This is a genomic window from Mangrovibacter plantisponsor (assembly GCF_003182475.1).
Lineage (GTDB): Bacteria > Pseudomonadota > Gammaproteobacteria > Enterobacterales > Enterobacteriaceae > Mangrovibacter > Mangrovibacter plantisponsor.
The window spans coordinates 159,877-175,660 of sequence record NZ_QGTS01000007.1; the positions used below are offsets into that span (position 1 = coordinate 159,877).

Here is a 15,784-nt window from a genome sequence, read left to right on the forward strand (position 1 = left end):
CGGCATCCATAAAACACAGACACCGAGAAACACCATGACCTGGCTGATTGCCTCCACTGTAATTTACAACCCCGAAGATGGCGTGCTGACACATATCAGTACGCCTGATGAACAGAGTATCACGCTCACCACAACGGCTAACTTATTACTGTCTCTGCTGATTCACCACCAGGGGATTGTGGTGGAGCGCGATACCCTGCTGTATGAAATTTGGGACCAGCGGGGGCTGCGTGGTTCCAGTAGTTCGTTGAACCAGTACATCAGTATCCTGCGGAAAACACTGAGCAGTTTTGGCCTGAACTTCCCCACTATCATCACAGTGCCCAGGGTGGGTTTTATGTTCAACAGCGAGCTGGCTGTCAGCCAGCAATCAGCGTTGTTTCCCACAGAGGACCACTCACATGAACCCTGGGTTCAAAAAATGCCGGTACAAAGCCCCCCGATGCCCATAAAACAGGCACTGTGGTTGCTGCCCTGCATTGTCGCCCTGGCCAGCATACTGTTTGTGGTGTTTACCCCGGCCCCCGCCGCCATTCCAACAGCACCGGTGTACCTGTTAACACGGATTAATCAGTGCCCGGTGTACACCTTCACTAAACTGCCCGATGCCTGGCAAAAACCGATGCTGGCGCTGGCCAAAACCGTACAAAGCCTTGAGCACCTGTCCTGCCAGCAAGGCACAGTATTTTATCTGCATGCACAAGATGCGATTGTCTATGGGGAAACCGGGCAACTGGCTATGATTGAATGTTCGCTGGCGCAGCAAAGTGCCGAGGCCTGCCTGACCCACTATTTCCGTGGGTGGTCATCATGAAATTTATGAAATTGCGGCCACGCTGGCTTTACCTGAGCGTATGCACTGTAACCGTTATGCTGTCCGCAACCCTCGCTGGCTGGCATATTCGCCCTGCGCCGCTGGATTTTAGTTGCCACGGAAACCTTGTTTACCATGATACGGTGGAGAGCGCCCCGGTACGTTTTGACGGCGAAATTGTCGCTAACTTCTTACCTGGTGGTGAAGGCAGCCTGAATGTCAGTGGCAGTTTTACATACCACAATCAGCAAGTACCCGTTTCCCGCCAGGCGTTAATTGCGTGGAAGGCGTTACACAATAACCTTTACGATGTATGGGTAACCCGTGTGGTGTCTTTCAACCCTGACAGCTTCCCGGCGGGCCTGTTTGACCACACGGTTATTGGCCTGCAAGCGGGTGAGCACCAACAGTTACGCTTCAACCGCCTGCCCGGTGGCGCAACAACTATCAGTAATTTCTACTCCCCTGTTTTGGTTTGCACACAATAGACCGAATTACTCCGCCCCATCGCCGCGGTCTGGCGAATGCGCTCACGAAAACTCGCCGGGGAGTCCTTCATCACATGGCGGAACTTAAGGCAGAAATAAGCGCTGTCTGTAAAACCGCTCTGTTGAGCAATATCAGCAATATTTTTATCGGTTGTGGTCAACAGCCAGACTGCATAATTTATCTTGCGCAGCAAAATGAAGGACTTAAACGACATACTAAAATGCTGCTTAAATAAGCGTGAAAACCACGAAGCAGACCAGTTGCAGGCGGCGGCAACCTCTTCAGTGGTGACTTGATAATTCCGGCTGTGGTCTATCTGATGCAGGCGTTCCAGTAACACATCCGTATGCGCCCGCTTTGGAGCATGGCGAACTGGCGGCAAGCGTTGAAAAATAGCCAGCAGAACGCTTTGCATCAGTGACTGAAATAGTGGGTCATCGTTTCCCGCCAGGGCCATTCGCTCCGTGCACCAGCCAAATAACGAATCAATGCGCTCCGCATCCTGCTCATTCAGCACCAAAACCCGCGCATCACGATACAACTGGCTACCAGCGGTGTGGGAAAGATCATCAAGCCAGACCGACTCAAACTGCAACAAGTAGCGTAAATGATTATCTCCGGCATCCAGTTGCATATCGTGAAGCAGTAAGGCAGGAACAAACACCAGGGTATTATTTTTTATCTGGAATTGTTCATTCCCCAACGTAAAGGTCCCGGAGGAACGGCGGAACCACATAATTTCAAACATCAAATGGAAATGGGTAACCACATCCAGACCGGCAAAGTGCGGTATGTTGTCACAACGCAGTGTGAACAACTCACCCGGGCGTACCGGGATGTTTTCGTAAACGGGACGATCATCACTCATGGGGTTCAGATTTATTATACAGACCGACTTTTTTTATACATATTAATTACAGTGCTGGCAATAACCTGAACAGGTACGGCAATCACATAACGCCGTAAAAAAATAATAATCCCTCTGTTCAAAGGAGACAGTTATGTCTGCCACCCCACTTTCTGTAAAAGAGAAAATAAGTTACGGATTAGGCGACACAGGATGTAACCTTGTCTGGCAAACTGTGATGTTATTTATGGCTTATTTTTATACCGATGTGTTTGGTTTATCACCGGCACATATGGGCACCATGTTTTTAGCCGTAAGGGTAATTGATGCTGTAACGGATGTATTTATGGGCGCGATTGCTGACCGCACCCGAACCAAAATGGGTCAATTCAGACCTTATTTATTATGGTGCGCCATTCCATTTGGCGTACTGTGCACACTAACATTTTATACTCCGGACCTGGGCTATACCGGAAAATTAGTATACGCCTACGTTTCTTACACTTTGTTGTCACTCGTCTATACAGCCATTAACGTGCCGTATTGCGCCATGATAAACAACCTCTCTGGCGATTCCCGCGAGCGCGTGTCTCTTCAGTCCTGGCGCTTCGCTCTGAGCACTGCTGGCGGGCTGATAGTTTCACTGACAGCCTTGCCACTGGTTGCCTGGCTTGGCAAAGGGAATATCCAGAACGGGTATTTCTATACCATGATGGTAATGGGTGGGCTGAGTATTATTCTCTTTTTCATATGCTTTGGTTTGACTCAGGAAAAAATTCAGCCGCCTGCAACTGATGCCGCTCACAAAAACGCCGTTTTAAGTGACCTGAAAATACTGTACAGAAATAAAGACTGGCGAATCATGTTTATCTTAAATGTGGTTAACCTGGTAGCAGTATTATTTAAAGGTGGCACAACACTCTATTATGTTAATTATATTATTAAACGCCCTGAATTGGGCAGTGCATTACTGACCACCACACTTGCTGCTGGTGTGGTTGGCGCCATGCTGTCGTCCACTTTATTCAAAAATATGGACAAAATAAAAGGATTTAAACTTGCCATGGCGGTAGAGGGATTACTGTTAATAATGCTGTACTTCATTCCTTCCAGCCAGATTGCTGCCATATTTATTATGGTTGTCGTCATTAATGTCATTCAACTCGCTGCAACCCCACTTCAGTGGAGCATGTTATCAGACGTTACTGATGCGGAAGAACAACGCAGTGGTCGCCGGTTAAGTGGCATTGTGTTTTCCACCAATCTGTTCGCTATCAAGTTAGGTATAGCCATTGGTGGCGCTTGTGTTGGGTGGTTGTTGTCACTTAGCAATTACACGGGCAACAGCCCGGTGCAGCCTGGCAGCGCACTCACCATGATTCACCTGCTCTTCACCGTCTTCCCCGGTTTACTGGTGCTCAGCTTAATCCTGATTATGCGGCGCTACTCCCTCAGCGACCAGCAACTGCTTACGCTTTCCAAAACACATTAAGGACATGAATATGATAAATCTGTACTCATCCAGCGATAAATACGTCTGGCAAAACCTGCCTTACGCTGAAGACAGCACAGAGGCACCAGGACTGATACTTAGCGAAGCGCGTGAACGCAGCATTGACGGGTTTGGCGGTTGCTTTAACGAACTGGGAATGAAAGCACTGAATACGCTGGAAGAGCCACAACGTGCTGCATTACTCGATGACCTGTTTTCCCCAACAGGTGAGTGCCAGCTTACTCTGGGACGGGTTCCAGTAGGTGCCAGTGATTACGCACTTTCATGGTACAGCCTGAACGAGCATGAAGATGACTACGCAATGGAGCACTTTTCCATTGCGCGGGATAAACGCTACCTGCTGCCGTATGTGAAAGAGGCACTGAAACGCCAGCCTGGCATGAAATTATTTGCCTCGCCATGGAGCCCGCCAACCTGGCTTAAAACCCATCAGGCTTATAATTTTGGACGCCTGCGCGGCGACAGTAAAACTCAGGCCGCCTATGCGCTCTACTTTCAGAAATTTGTTGAAGCCTGGCGGTCAGAAGGTGCCACCATTCACCAGGTGCATATTCAAAATGAAGTGGCAGCAGATCAGAAATTCCCGTCCTGTGTCTGGGACGGTGAACAGTTGCGGGTATTTATTCGTGATTATCTGGGGCCACAATTTGCTGCAAACCAAATTCCTTGCGAAATCTGGCTGGGGACTATCAACGCCCCGGCTTTTATGCAGGAGCCTGGAGAAGATTATGATGACTATGCCGGGTGGGTGCTGCGTGACCCAAAAGCGGCACAGTTTATTAAAGGCGTGGGTTACCAGTGGGCCGGGAAAAATGCATTGCAGCGCACTGTAATGAGTTACCCGTCATTACGTTACTACCAAACGGAAAATGAGTGTGGTGATGGCGAGAATACCTGGCAATACGCTCATTATGTTTTTGGGCTGTTTCGCCACTATTTAATTAACGGTGCCAATGGCTATTTTTACTGGAATATGGTGCTGGAAAGCGGTGGAGAAAGCACCTGGGGCTGGCGCCAAAACTGCATGATATCCATAGACCCGGCCCAGAAAAAAGTGACTTACAACCCGGAATACCACGTGATGCGCCATTTTTCTGGCCTGATAAAACCCGGCGCCCGCCATGTACCACTTAGCGGGGCGCTGAGTGGCAATGCTGTGGCATTCGCCAACCCTGATGGCAGTATTGTCGTCAATATCAGTAACCCATACCCCCAGGAAACCCGCCTGTCACTGGCGGCCTGCGGCAGGCAGTTGACCACATGGCTACCGGGTAACTCAATTACCAGTGTGGTTGTGGGCAACTAACCCGGTACAGATCAAACAATCTGCCTGAGGTGTCAGCCAGCTTTCATATTGCCGATATATACTGGGAGCCCATTTTGATTACAGGAGGCAATCATGGCACATGCGTTACCGGACATCGCGTTCTTTCACCAACTGGCAGATGCCGCTGCACAGCAGACTCTTCCGCGTTTTCGTTCAGCCCAGGAATTGCATGTTGGCAGCAAGCCCAGGGAGGGGTTCCGGTTTGACCCCGTCACCGATGCCGACCGGGAAGCAGAACGGGTAATCCGCCAGATTATTACGGAACATTACCCGGAACACAGCATTCTCGGTGAGGAATTTGGAGCAACAGGGAGTGGCCCGTTGCAATGGGTGCTGGATCCTGTGGACGGCACACGCCCTTTCCTGTGTGGTTTACCTGTTTGGGGAACACTGATTGGGTTGTATGAACATGGCCGGGCGCGCATGGGGATGATGAGCCAGCCCTTCACCCAGGAACGGTTCTGGGCTGATGGTAATGCAGCCTGGTGGCGCAGCCCCTGTGGTGAACAGCGCCTAACTTCCCGTACCGGTATTTCACTTTCTCAGGCGATTCTACACACCACCTCACCTGAGCCCATTCCCCGCTTCCCGGCAATCCGTTTTACTGAACTGGCCGAACGTGTACTGATGACCCGTTACGGTGGTGAGTGCTACGCCATCGCCATGGTTGCCGCCGGCCATATTGATATTTGTGTCGAATATGGCCTTCAACCCTACGATATCGCCGCACTGGTTCCCCTGATTGAGCAGGCTGGCGGTGCCATTACCACTCTGGATGGCGGCAGGCCAGAACAAGGTGGCGATATCGTTGCCACCGGTTGCCCGGCACTGCACCAGACGGTGCTGGACTGCCTGAACGGATAACACCTGCGTTGCCAGCCCCAGGCTGGCAATTCTCTCCACTCGAATACCGCCCCGCCTAAAACATCAATTATTTTGAATGATATCCGCAAATTGTTTTAATTTTAATCACGCCATGGTCACCTTACTATTATCACATCAAGGCGAAATGCCTTATACAGACCAACTAACTTAAGGAATACGGCCATGAAATCTATCAAAACTTTCGTTGCAATTGCTGCTCTTTCTATGATGTCTTTCGGTACTTTCGCTCAGACCGTCAGTGCAACTGCTTCCACACTGGATGGCGCTGAAGCACAAATCGCAGCGCAGGCAAAACAAGCTGGTGCATCTTACAACATCACTGAAGCACACGTTGGCAACCAGGTACATATGACTGCCGACCTGAGCAAATAAGCCGTGCGCCCTCGGCCATTACCGCCAGTCTTACCCTGCTGGCGGCAATGGCAGCTTAACGAACAGAAGGAATACAAAATGAAAAAGACAAATCTTGTTACCGCTCTGCTGCTGGTTGCTACATTCTCTTCAGGTGCCATGGCTGCAGGCAACACGTTTTCTCGCCCGGAAGCCGGGTCAAATATCGACAACACGGTGCACCAGAACCATATTGAAGCCAGCCACGCGTTCGACAGCGAAAATCTGACTGCCGGTAATATGCTGTAATTCAGTAAATGCCGGGGCTCCGGGCAGGGTTCCACCTGCCCCGCCCTCTACCAAAGCCCTTTCAGGCATAGTTAGGCATAGTTAGCGTTGGTTATTCGCACCGACTTCCTGCTCCGCTTTTCAACAAACTCGCTGTGCTGAACAGCACTTTCTCCTGAAACGGTACTGAACACCTGCCCGATTTTTTTCTCTGTGCACGGAATACTTTCTCTGCCCGCAAAATAAATCAGTGACATATCTTTCACTAACACCAACAGCGATTGTCACTTGCCAGGCATGCCGCTATCATTCCGGCATAATGCGGGGGGCATGAATGATGATAGATAAATATTCCAGTACACCGGTTTATTTACAGCTTGAGCAATATCTTAGCGAAGAGATAGCCAGTGGGAAGTTAAAACCTGGCGATGCACTCCCGTCGGAAAATACACTGTGCGCTGAATTCTCGATTTCCCGCATGACAGCACGTAAAGCAGTGGATTACCTGGTTCGCCAGGGAAAAGTTGAACGCCGCCGTGGGCAGGGTACTTTCGTCGCCCGGCAGGAAAAAAACCTGCGTATTTCACTGCCACTGGACAGGCACCTTTCTTCCAGCGAAGCCACTCTCGGAGCAGGAAAAGAAGTCACCAACCACCTGATCTGCCTCGGGCTACAAAAAACCCCACCTTCCATTGCCGCTCAGTTACATATTCCTGCGGGTACCAATATCTGGTTTATGAAACGCCTGCGTTTAGTGGGTGATGTGCCTTTTGTCTTTGAACAATCCTGGATGCTGGCCGACCCTTTTTCCGACCTGAGTGAAACCGATCTCAACCGTTCCAAATATGCTTATATTGCCCGTAAAGGTTTTACGGTTGAACGCTCCGAGAAAGAGATTCGGGCTGAACTGCCTTCACAAGAAGTGCGCGATATGCTGGGAATCAACCGGGAAGAGCCCGTTCTTCATGCCATATCTGTTGCCACATTGCGCGGGTTTGGCCCCTTCGAAATTTCCGATATTTATTACAACCAGCAGCACTACCGCTTTACCCTGACAGCAACCCGCGACTGACCAACTAACAAAAACAGTTTGTGATCGTAAGCTTACTTTTTGTCCGCTGGGCTAGACAACTATACATACAAAACACTTATACTTATTTCTGAGCAGTGCCCCGTACCATGCACATTAATTACAGGAAAAAACAATGAACAGGACAGGTGCCTTTCTACAGGATTTAGGCAAAGCGCTGATGATGCCTATTTCTGTTATTGCGGCTGCCGGAATATTTCTTGGTCTTGCTGCTGCCCTACAAAACCCGGCCATCGTTGGTGAGCACATTATTCATGCTCAGGCCATGCAAACAGTCATTGGTTTTATCAGAAAAGTATCAGGTGCATTATTTGTTAACCTGCCTCTACTATTTTGTATTGCCACGGCAATTGGCCTGGCGAAAGATGAAAAGCCCACTGCAGCACTGGCGGCAGTTATTGGTTTTATCACTTTTCATATCGGTGTTAATTATAGTTTAACCATCCAGGGCCTGACACCAGAAACCACTTCTGCCACTGCACTTATTTCCAGCGGGATGACTCAGTCTGCTGCGGTAATGTATTCTGCTGAATTCACTCATGTGCTGGGGATATTTTCATACCAGATGAGCGTATTAGGGGGTGTGCTCGGTGGCCTGATAACCGTACTGCTGCACAACCGCTTTTACACAATTAAACTCCCTGCCGCCATTGCCTATTTTGGTGGGCGGCGCTTTGTCCCGATTATTACTGTCATCGTTTTACCGCTGGCTGGGGTAACCACGTCACTGATTTGGCCTGTTATTGCCAGCGGCATTATTTCCCTTGGGCAGTTTATTGGTGAATCGGGCCCTTTTGGAACGTTTATTTATGCTTTTACTGAACGAGTCCTGATTCCAACCGGGTTACACCACATTCTTAATGAAACTGTCCGCTTTACCCCAGTGGGTGGCATGCTTCATATAGATGGTGAAAGTATTACTGGTGCGCTGTCTATCTTTAACTATGCGCTGGCGCACCCGGGAGAGATTTCCGACACCATTACCCGCCATGCCACCCGTTTTCTGGCTCAGGGAAAAATTCCGGTGATGATGTTTGGCTTACCGGCCGCCGCACTGGCTATTTACCGTTGCGCCAGGCCTGAGCATAAGCAACGAGTCAAAGCGCTAATGATGGCTGGCGCACTGGCATCGTTTACCACCGGTATTACAGAGCCTCTGGAGTTCAGTTTTATTTTTGTTTCACCGGTATTATTTATTTTCCATGCCATCATGACTGGCTTATCTTTTGCCTGCTCTCAATTACTCCATATTATGATTGGTAATATCCAGGGCGGATTTATTGATTTTATGGTGTTCGGTGTTCTGGGTGGTAAAGCAACGCAATGGTGGTTCAGCCTGTTACTCGGTTGTATTTGGGCCCCTGTTTATTATTTCACATTCAAATGGGTTATTTTACGCCGTAATGTCAAAACCCCAGGGCGTGAAGCAGACAGTGAGGCACCTGTTGTGGTCAGCCATTCCGGCCAGGAAGATACACTGAGCGAACAAATTATCACCGGGCTTGGCGGCAGAGAAAATATTCACGAAGTGGACTGCTGCTTTACCCGGTTGCGGGTAAAAGTACACCAGGCAGATAAAGTCAGTGAAAGCCTGCTCAGGAAGACTGGCGCCAGTGGCTTTATTCGGGCAACAGAACACGATATTCAGGTTATTTACGGCCCACAGGTGGAAAGTGTTGCCACTGCCGTAAAACAACATTTATTGATACAACCAACCCAATAAGGGAATTCGTAATGAAAAAAGAATTTAATATTGTCCTGGTAGGTGGTGGTTCCACCTGGACACCCGGCCTGCTCAAAGCGTTATGTAAATTAAAATCTCGCCTGCCATTAAAAAAACTGGTGATGTTTGACATCAATGAAGAACGCCAGAAAGTGATTGGTGAGTTTGCCAAAGTTTTATTCAGTGAATCTTATCCAGAATTAGAATTTATTTACACAACGGATAAAGCAACCGCCTTTAGTGATATGGATTTTATATTCTGCCAAATGCGCACCGGTGGATATGCCATGCGGGAAAAAGATGAAAAAATCCCGCTCAGCCTGGGGGCGATTGGCCAGGAAACCTGTGGAGCCGGAGGTTTTGCTTATAGTATGCGGTCCATTGGCGACATGATTGAGCTGGTTGAACAAGTACGCCAGTATTCACCAGACGCCTGGATCCTTAACTACACTAACCCAGCGGCTATTGTTGCTGATGCCCTGAATAAGCGCTTCCCGGACGAAAAACGCCTGCTGAATATTTGTGACCAGCCGGTAAACCTGCTGCGCTCCTATGGCCGCCTGCTGGGCAGAGACCCGGCTACCTTTGACCCAGTCTATTTTGGCCTGAACCATTTTGGCTGGTTTACACATTTATATGACGAGCAAGGCCAGGATCTGGCTCCGGTACTGAAATCCTTTATTGCTGAAAATGGTTTCAAACCTGTTGATGCCGAACAGCGCGATAAATCCTGGCTGGAAACCTACTCCGCAGTCGCAGATATGTTGCGTGATTTCCCGGATTACCTGCCGAATACCTATTTGCAATATTATCTCTACCCTGAATATAAACTGAGCAAACTGGATCCCCACTATACCCGTGCTAACGAAGTGATGGACGGGCGTGAAAAACGGGTTTTTGATGAGTGCCGCCAGGCAGTAGCAGAAGGTACCACCCGTAATGTTCATGTTGTGCACAATGATGCTCATGGCGACATGATTGTCGAACTCGCTGAATCCATCGCCTTTAACCTGAAAAAGAAATTTATTGTCATGGTGCCTAACCAGGGCCTGGTAGAAAACCTTGATGACGATGTCATGGTGGAAGTCACCGCCGAGATAAGCTGCCACGGGCCAAGGCCTTATGGCGTTGGTAAAATTCCGGTCTTTTATAAAGGGCTTATCGAACAACAGTTCGCTTATGAGCGGTTAACCGTTGAGGCCTGGTTTGAAGGCTCTTACACCAAAGCATTACAGGCGCTGACATTAAACCGTACCATTGTGGATGCGAAAAAAGCCCGCCGCATATTAGATGCACTGATTGCTGAAAACAAAGCCTGGTGGCCAGAACTGCACTAAACCGGCTGCTATTCACTGGCGCAGGCATACATACTGCCCTGCGCCAGTTTGATCTTTCTCTGGTATTAACGCGGCCAGGTTTTGTCTAACGGGTCGGCAACGTCGCTGCGCGACAACCCAATATCTTTTAACTGTTCATTACTTAAGTGCTGCAACACCCGCTGCGTCTTGCGCCGTGCCCGCCAGTGTTTCCATGCATGCCAAATCAGTACAAAGCCTTTAAATGGTGCCCTGGAACGGTTTTCATAAAACTCCATGCTCTGCCTCCCCCATCTCGATGCCGTGGCTTTATCATCGCCGGGAATGCCTGCTGCAATACAGATTCAAAAATTACTTTTCTTTACCATACAGATAACTCAATATGAGATCTGCATGGTGTTTTTTGCCGCTATCTGTACTGGTTTTCTCTTCTGTATGGCATTAACCAAGGATACAGCATGACTCGTTACCAACATCTGGCGACACTGCTTGCTCAGCGTATTGAACAGGGGCTCTGGAAAAGTGGGGAAAAATTACCGTCGGTGCGCCAGCTAAGCACCGAGCACGGTGTCAGCATCAGTACAGTTCAGCAGGCCTACCAGGTACTGGAAAACCTGCAACTGATCATTCCCCAGCCCCGTTCGGGTTATTTTGTTGCACCACGTAAAGCACAACCGCCCGTCCCCGCCATGAGCCACCCGGTGCAACGGCCAGTAGATGTCACACAGTGGGATGAAATTACTACGCTACTGGATAACAACCAGGACAAAAGCATTGTGGCGCTGAGCAGTGGCTCACCCGACCTGAGCCAGCCTACCCTCAAACCGTTATGGCGAGAGCTAAGCCGCCTGGTGCAACACAACCTTGATACAGTGCTGGGTTATGATGGCATGGCTGGCAAAGTTGAATTACGTGAGCAAATCGCCCGCCTGATGGTAGACAGCGGTACACAGGCCAGTGCCGATGACATCGTCATTACCAGCGGCTGCCAGGGAGCGCTTAGTGCCGCCCTGCTGGCGGTGTGCCAGCCCGGTGATATTGTGGCGGTTGAGTCGCCTTCGTTTTACGGCACCATGCAAATGTTACGCGGATATGGCATTAAAGCCATTGAAATCCCAACAGATTCCAGTCTTGGAATAAGTATTGAAGCCCTGGAACTGGCGCTGGAACAGTGGCCCATCAAAGGTATTATTCTGGTCCCCAACTGCAATAATCCCCTGGGTTTTATCATGCCGGATGCCCGTAAGCGCGCCATTGTTTCTCTGGCGCAACGCCATGATATTGTGATTTTTGAAGACGATATTTATGGTGAACTTGCCAACGACTACCCGCGCCCACGCACCATAAAATCGTTTGATATAGACGGACGCGTGTTGCTGTGCAGTTCATTTTCCAAGACCCTGGCACCGGGTTTGCGGGTGGGCTGGATTGTGCCGGGCCGCTATCTCAACCGGGTACTGCACGCCAAATATGCCGCCATGGGCACCAATGTGCCGGCCACACAGTTGGCGGTCGCCGCGTTTATTCGCGACGGGCACTACACCCGCCATGTGCGCCGTATGCGCCGGGTTTACCAGCAAAACATGGAAAACTGGACCTGCTGGGTTCGCCAGTATTTCCCGGATGGTATCTGTGTTACCCGCCCTGAAGGTAGCTTCCTGTTATGGGTTGAGCTCCCCGAACAGGTGGATATGGTGTGTGTTTCTCGCCGCCTGGCAAAACTCAAAATTCAGGTGGCTCCGGGCTCGCTGTTCTCGGCATCGGGTAAATACCGTAACTGCCTGCGCATCAATTGTGCCCAGCCGTTAACCGAAACCAACCGGGAAGCCCTGCACCAGATTGGTAATGTGGTGTATGACGCGCTGGAGGAAGCTAACGCGCTCACACCACCAAAAGCACCGGCCTGACACACCAGGCAGTTGCACAAGGATGTGCGCAACAGCCCGGCGTTTCACTCACTTAAATTTGCGCCATGCCGCCATCAACAAACAGTTCAATGCCATTCACAAAGCTTGCTGCATCGGAGGCAAGAAAGGCCACGGCCTTGCCAATTTCTGATGCTTCACCCAGTCGGCCCAGCGGCACCTGAGCTGCCAGCGTGTCGTATAACCCCTGGCGGTATTCGTCAGGCACCAGGCCGCCAAGACCCGGAGTACGGATTGGGCCCGGGCTGACCACGTTCACGCGGATATTGCGCACTTTCAAATCCAGCACCCAGGAGCGGGCAAAATTACGCACAGCGGCTTTGCTGGCACTGTACACGCTAAAGCTGGCAGTCCCTTTCACTGAGGTGGTTGAACCGGTGAGGATGACGGACGCGCCATCCGTCAACAACGGCAGTGCTTTTTGCACGGTGAACAACACGCCACGCACGTTGGTGCCGAAGATGTCGTCAAAATGCTCTTCGGTGATTTCGCCCAAAGGCAGCATGTCGCCACCGCCTGCATTAGCGAAGAGAATATCCAGTTTCCCGGCTGTTTTCGCGATTTGCGCGTAAACCTTATCGAGGTCTGCCAGTACCGATGCATCGGCTCGAATTCCGGTAACACTGCCGCCGATATCCGCGATGGCGGAGTCAAGCACTTGCTGGCGGCGGCCAGTGATATATACCCGGGCACCTTGTGCCACCAGCTCTTTTGCTGTTGCCAGGCCAATACCACTGGTGCCACCGGTAACTAATGCAATTTTACCGTTCAGTTGTTTGCTCATTTTCATTTCCTCTATTCAGCAGTTTTATTTAGCAACCCGCCCGATGTGTGCGGTGTATGGCGCTACAGTACAGCTGGCATATTTATTGAAAAATAGCGAAAAATTAAAATGACTATTCACAGGTGTGTATAATCAGGAAAAACTGATACGTGGAGGTGAAAATGGACCAACTGGTAGCCATGCGGGTATTTGCCCGGGTTGTGGAGTCAGGTAATTTCACCCGGGCGGCAGATTCACTGAATATGCCTAACGCCACGGTCAGTAAATTGGTTCAGGAACTGGAAGCGCACCTTGGCGTTCGTTTACTGCAACGCACCACCCGCCGCGTAACAGTCACGCCAGAGGGCCATGAGTATTATGAAAAGAGCACGCGAATATTGCGCGACCTGGAAGATATCGACAGCGCATTCAGTACCGCACGCAGCAAACCACGTGGAGCGTTACGTGTTGATATCGGTAGTTCCACTGCCTGCGATGTGTTAATTCCCGCACTGCCGGATTTTCTGGCCCGTTACCCCGATATTCGCCTTGATTTAGGCGTTTCAGACCGCTCAGTGGACCTGGTTAGTGATAACGTGGACTGCGTGATTCGCGGTGGCGCACTGGAAAGCTCGTCGCTGGTTGCCCGCTATATTGGCTCCGCCACTTTCGTTACCTGCGCCACTCCATTTTACCTCAAATGCTACGGGACACCGGCTACCCCAGAGGAACTGAAAAACGGGCACCGGCTGGTGAGCTATGTATCGCCACAAAATGGCAAGGCCACACCGTTTCGCTTCGAACGCCAGGGAGAGAAAAAAGAAATTAAGATTGACCACCGTATTGGTGTTAACGAAAGCAATGCACACCTGGCGGCAGCCCTGGCCGGGATAGGGATTGTACAGACATTCCGTTATTGTGCCGGAAAGGCAATCGAAGCCGGTGTGCTGACAGAAATTCTGCAGGAGTGGCGCCCGGCACCCTATCCTTTCCATGTGGTTTACCCACAAAACCGCCACGTCACACACCGGTTACGTGTGTTTATTGAATGGCTGCTGGAAATCTTTCCGCAACGGGTGGCAGGTGCGCCTCATCAACCTGGCAATCATCAACCAGGTAAGTAGTGGCAGGCATAGCTGGCACTACTTCTTCTTGTTAAGCATCGATTTTAAATCGGCAAACGGGTTATAGGTGGCAGCACCAACGTCTTTTTGCGCATCTTCCCCTGCCACAACGCTTGTGCCGTACTGTTCCGCTTCCGTGTACTTTGAGTGTTCGTGATCATGGCAATACAGACACAATAATTCCCAGTTACTGCCATCTTCCGGGTTATTGGTATGGTCGTGATCGATATGGTGAACGGTTAATTCACGCAGGTTGGAGTACACAAACTCGCGTGAACAGCGCCCGCACACCCACGGGTAGATTTTCAGTGCTTTTTCACGGTAGCCACTTTCCAGCCGCGCGTAGTTTTTAGGGATCAGAGCCATTGCCGTATTACCTGCAGAGTAGAAATAATTTCACACTATATCCCATAACGGGAAAAAGTACCTGGCGAACAGACAGGCTGGCAGACAATGGTTGCGTGGTCCCACCAGGAATTCTTGTTTACCTGAGTAGCAAGCACCGTAAATTTTGCGCTCTGTACCTCATCAAGTAACGCCTGAAAGGGCTTCAGCGTTCGCCAGGGTTGCCCATTTCTGAGTAAGTGATAATTATCAGGATCATAACGCGCAATATCTTCAGGGTTGCGAGGGCTGCCGCACATAGAGCTAATAACAAACCGGCCTTCTGGCTTCAGTAATCTTCTCACTTCTGAAAAACAGCGTTGCCGCGCCTCATTGACCAGGCAATGAAGACAACTGCCATCAATAATCAACTCAAACATGGAGTTCTGTAACTGAGGAAGGTGGCACACATCCCCCACAAGAAACTGAGCGGCCAATTTTTCTTGTTGAAAAAGTGCACTGGCCCATTCGATTGCCGTTTCTGAGCAATCAACACCCCATACAGAGTAGCCTCGCTCAGCAAGTGATTGCGCAGCCATGGCACCATTTCCACACCCCAGTTCCAGGGCACTGGCTCCGGGAAGTGGCAAATAATGATTTAACTGCAGCCATGCGAAGACTTGTTCCTGCTGCTTTTTAGCACGAGTATACCCCTCCCCAGCCCAGGCTTGCGCCCCCTGGGTTCTCAGTGCACGGTACTGTTCTTCAAAGAGATTCACGCAGGTCTGTTTCCTGTTTTGTTAACTCAACTGAATGAATGCTAATAAGCAACATACCACAATGCCAGGTGGTGTATTAGCTGGCCAATTTCGCCAGTGCACAACCAGACCAATACTTATTACACGGCGATTCAGAAGAAAACTGTTCAGAGGTTTGTAAGTGCCTGGAACGCTGCCGCGCTGGCTGCAATATCGGCCTTAATTTGGGGATCTTTGGCAAACTTGTGTGCATTATCCTGGAAGATTG

General features: G+C 50.1%; 17 protein-coding genes. 12 read left to right on the forward strand and 5 right to left on the reverse strand.

The features are described 5' to 3' along the window. Positions 1-34 precede the first annotated feature (34 nt). Both DES37_RS12910 and DES37_RS12915 read left to right on the forward strand, forming a co-directional pair. Positions 35-814 carry a winged helix-turn-helix domain-containing protein gene (locus DES37_RS12910; RefSeq protein WP_110026046.1) on the forward strand — a complete coding sequence of 260 codons (780 nt, stop codon included), beginning with the start codon at positions 35-37 and terminating at the stop codon, positions 812-814. Then, positions 811-1,302, forward strand: a complete 492-nt coding sequence (locus DES37_RS12915) for a hypothetical protein (RefSeq protein WP_110026048.1) — start codon at positions 811-813, stop codon at positions 1,300-1,302. The genes DES37_RS12910 and DES37_RS12915 overlap by 4 nt, the downstream gene beginning before the upstream one ends. Here DES37_RS12915 and DES37_RS12920 read toward each other — a convergent pair. Continuing rightward, positions 1,272-2,171 (reverse strand): helix-turn-helix transcriptional regulator, encoded by a 900-nt coding sequence (locus DES37_RS12920; protein ID WP_110026050.1) that lies wholly within the window; start codon positions 2,169-2,171, stop codon positions 1,272-1,274. The genes DES37_RS12915 and DES37_RS12920 overlap by 31 nt on opposite strands. Before the next feature lie 133 nt (positions 2,172-2,304). On the opposite strand from DES37_RS12920, the gene DES37_RS12925 reads away from it, so the two are divergent. The 8 genes from DES37_RS12925 (at position 2,305) to DES37_RS12960 (ending at position 10,643) form a co-directional block, all read left to right on the forward strand. Then, positions 2,305-3,642 (forward strand): glycoside-pentoside-hexuronide (GPH):cation symporter, encoded by a 1,338-nt coding sequence (locus tag DES37_RS12925; protein WP_110026052.1) that lies wholly within the window; start codon positions 2,305-2,307, stop codon positions 3,640-3,642. Between the two features lie 10 nt (positions 3,643-3,652). Next, the gene (locus DES37_RS12930) at positions 3,653-4,969 is read left to right on the forward strand and encodes a glycoside hydrolase family 30 protein (protein ID WP_245930064.1); all 1,317 of its coding nucleotides are present in this window, start codon (positions 3,653-3,655) and stop codon (positions 4,967-4,969) included. Between the two features lie 93 nt (positions 4,970-5,062). Further along, positions 5,063-5,854, forward strand: a complete 792-nt coding sequence (hisN, locus tag DES37_RS12935) for a histidinol-phosphatase (RefSeq protein ID WP_110026055.1) — start codon at positions 5,063-5,065, stop codon at positions 5,852-5,854. A gap of 183 nt (positions 5,855-6,037) precedes the next feature. Continuing rightward, a complete protein-coding gene (locus DES37_RS12940; RefSeq protein ID WP_036109758.1) occupies positions 6,038-6,247 on the forward strand; it encodes a YdgH/BhsA/McbA-like domain containing protein in 210 nt (69 codons plus the stop codon). 78 nt (positions 6,248-6,325) lie between these two features. Continuing rightward, positions 6,326-6,514, forward strand: coding sequence for a hypothetical protein (locus tag DES37_RS12945; protein WP_036109760.1), 189 nt, complete (start codon positions 6,326-6,328; stop codon positions 6,512-6,514). A 313-nt stretch (positions 6,515-6,827) separates the two neighbouring features. After that, positions 6,828-7,565 carry a GntR family transcriptional regulator gene (locus DES37_RS12950; protein WP_110026057.1) on the forward strand — a complete coding sequence of 246 codons (738 nt, stop codon included), beginning with the start codon at positions 6,828-6,830 and terminating at the stop codon, positions 7,563-7,565. Positions 7,566-7,698: 133 nt separating this feature from the next. Next, positions 7,699-9,306: a PTS transporter subunit EIIC gene (locus tag DES37_RS12955; RefSeq protein WP_110026059.1), complete on the forward strand. Its 1,608-nt coding sequence runs from the start codon at positions 7,699-7,701 to the stop codon at positions 9,304-9,306. A gap of 11 nt (positions 9,307-9,317) precedes the next feature. After that, complete coding sequence (locus tag DES37_RS12960; protein ID WP_110026061.1) at positions 9,318-10,643, forward strand: 6-phospho-alpha-glucosidase; 1,326 nt, start codon at positions 9,318-9,320, stop codon at positions 10,641-10,643. A 65-nt stretch (positions 10,644-10,708) separates the two neighbouring features. Here the strand turns inward: DES37_RS12960 and DES37_RS12965 are convergent, their stop codons facing one another. Beyond that, complete coding sequence (locus DES37_RS12965) at positions 10,709-10,900, reverse strand: DUF1127 domain-containing protein (RefSeq protein WP_036109762.1); 192 nt, start codon at positions 10,898-10,900, stop codon at positions 10,709-10,711. Positions 10,901-11,080: 180 nt separating this feature from the next. Here DES37_RS12965 and DES37_RS12975 point away from each other — a divergent pair, with 180 nt between their 5' ends. Next, a complete protein-coding gene (locus DES37_RS12975; RefSeq protein WP_110026064.1) occupies positions 11,081-12,529 on the forward strand; it encodes an aminotransferase-like domain-containing protein in 1,449 nt (482 codons plus the stop codon). A gap of 52 nt (positions 12,530-12,581) precedes the next feature. Here DES37_RS12975 and DES37_RS12980 read toward each other — a convergent pair whose 3' ends face one another. Next, positions 12,582-13,331, reverse strand: coding sequence for an SDR family oxidoreductase (locus DES37_RS12980; protein WP_110026066.1), 750 nt, complete (start codon positions 13,329-13,331; stop codon positions 12,582-12,584). A gap of 161 nt (positions 13,332-13,492) precedes the next feature. On the opposite strand from DES37_RS12980, the gene DES37_RS12985 reads away from it, so the two are divergent. Then, a complete protein-coding gene (locus DES37_RS12985) occupies positions 13,493-14,434 on the forward strand; it encodes a LysR family transcriptional regulator (protein WP_110026220.1) in 942 nt (313 codons plus the stop codon). Between the two features lie 18 nt (positions 14,435-14,452). Here the strand turns inward: DES37_RS12985 and yajD are convergent, their stop codons facing one another. Beyond that, positions 14,453-14,800, reverse strand: a complete 348-nt coding sequence (gene yajD / locus DES37_RS12990) for an HNH nuclease YajD (protein ID WP_036109773.1) — start codon at positions 14,798-14,800, stop codon at positions 14,453-14,455. Positions 14,801-14,835: 35 nt separating this feature from the next. Then, positions 14,836-15,537: a class I SAM-dependent methyltransferase gene (locus DES37_RS12995; RefSeq protein ID WP_110026068.1), complete on the reverse strand. Its 702-nt coding sequence runs from the start codon at positions 15,535-15,537 to the stop codon at positions 14,836-14,838. Between the last annotated feature and the right edge of the window lie 247 nt (positions 15,538-15,784).

Excerpts from the sequence above, each read along its gene's own strand:
- yajD (WP_036109773.1), bottom strand. The coding sequence starts at position 14,800 with ATGGCTCTGATCCCTAAAAACTACGCGCGGCTGGAAAGTGGCTACCGT.
- DES37_RS12915 (WP_110026048.1), top strand. The coding sequence starts at position 811 with ATGAAATTTATGAAATTGCGGCCACGCTGGCTTTACCTGAGCGTATGC.
- DES37_RS12980 (WP_110026066.1), bottom strand. The coding sequence starts at position 13,331 with ATGAGCAAACAACTGAACGGTAAAATTGCATTAGTTACCGGTGGCACC.
- DES37_RS12940 (WP_036109758.1), top strand. The coding sequence starts at position 6,038 with ATGAAATCTATCAAAACTTTCGTTGCAATTGCTGCTCTTTCTATGATG.
- DES37_RS12960 (WP_110026061.1), top strand. The coding sequence starts at position 9,318 with ATGAAAAAAGAATTTAATATTGTCCTGGTAGGTGGTGGTTCCACCTGG.
- DES37_RS12910 (WP_110026046.1), top strand. The coding sequence starts at position 35 with ATGACCTGGCTGATTGCCTCCACTGTAATTTACAACCCCGAAGATGGC.
- DES37_RS12965 (WP_036109762.1), bottom strand. The coding sequence starts at position 10,900 with ATGGAGTTTTATGAAAACCGTTCCAGGGCACCATTTAAAGGCTTTGTA.
- DES37_RS12920 (WP_110026050.1), bottom strand. The coding sequence starts at position 2,171 with ATGAGTGATGATCGTCCCGTTTACGAAAACATCCCGGTACGCCCGGGT.
- DES37_RS12950 (WP_110026057.1), top strand. The coding sequence starts at position 6,828 with ATGATGATAGATAAATATTCCAGTACACCGGTTTATTTACAGCTTGAG.
- DES37_RS12925 (WP_110026052.1), top strand. The coding sequence starts at position 2,305 with ATGTCTGCCACCCCACTTTCTGTAAAAGAGAAAATAAGTTACGGATTA.
- DES37_RS12955 (WP_110026059.1), top strand. The coding sequence starts at position 7,699 with ATGAACAGGACAGGTGCCTTTCTACAGGATTTAGGCAAAGCGCTGATG.
- hisN (WP_110026055.1), top strand. The coding sequence starts at position 5,063 with ATGGCACATGCGTTACCGGACATCGCGTTCTTTCACCAACTGGCAGAT.
- DES37_RS12975 (WP_110026064.1), top strand. The coding sequence starts at position 11,081 with ATGACTCGTTACCAACATCTGGCGACACTGCTTGCTCAGCGTATTGAA.
- DES37_RS12985 (WP_110026220.1), top strand. The coding sequence starts at position 13,493 with ATGGACCAACTGGTAGCCATGCGGGTATTTGCCCGGGTTGTGGAGTCA.
- DES37_RS12945 (WP_036109760.1), top strand. The coding sequence starts at position 6,326 with ATGAAAAAGACAAATCTTGTTACCGCTCTGCTGCTGGTTGCTACATTC.
- DES37_RS12930 (WP_245930064.1), top strand. The coding sequence starts at position 3,653 with ATGATAAATCTGTACTCATCCAGCGATAAATACGTCTGGCAAAACCTG.